The organism is Streptomyces sp. DH12, from assembly GCF_020873895.1.
GTDB lineage: Bacteria > Actinomycetota > Actinomycetes > Streptomycetales > Streptomycetaceae > Streptomyces.
In genome coordinates, this window is the sequence record NZ_JAHWGT010001261.1 from 1 (window position 1) to 431 (window position 431).

The following is a 431-nucleotide window of genomic DNA, read 5'->3' on the forward strand; positions in this document are numbered from 1 at the left end:
GTCCCGTTCACGGATGTCCATCCGGAACAGCGGGCCCCCGCTGGTCGAGGTGAGCTTCTCGAAGATCGTCTTGCGGTCCGGCACCGGATAGCCGGTGATGTGCGTCACCAGCGTCGCCCAGGCGTCCGAGGATTCGGAATCGAACCCCTCCAGCTTGTTCACATTCGCTACGGAGTTCGGGTCCTCGTTCTGAACGTCGGCCACGGGTACCCCCTTCGGTACTGGTCCGGGTCAGGATGCTTCCTCGTCGTCGCCACCCGAGCCACCGACGGTGAGGGCGTCCACCTCGTCGAAGGTCTGGAGCAGCGTCTGCGCGTCGATCGCGTCGAGGTTCTTCTCCTTGGTCTTGTTCGCTTCCTCGATGGTCTCGGTGAGGGCTTCCTTGAGCTCCTTGAAGAGCGTCATCTGCTCACCGAGAAGCTCGTCGATCT

2 protein-coding genes are annotated in these 431 nt (G+C 62.6%); both read right to left on the minus strand.

Translation table 11 applies throughout. From position 1 onward, the window contains the following. The coding region (locus LPA54_RS39565) for a hypothetical protein (protein ID WP_228985232.1) at window positions 1–204 on the minus strand (204 nt) is incomplete at its 3' end. 27 nt (window positions 205–231) lie between these two features. After that, window positions 232–431, minus strand: a 200-nt coding sequence (locus LPA54_RS39570; protein WP_228985234.1) for a type VII secretion system-associated protein, incomplete at its 5' end; no start/stop codon positions are given.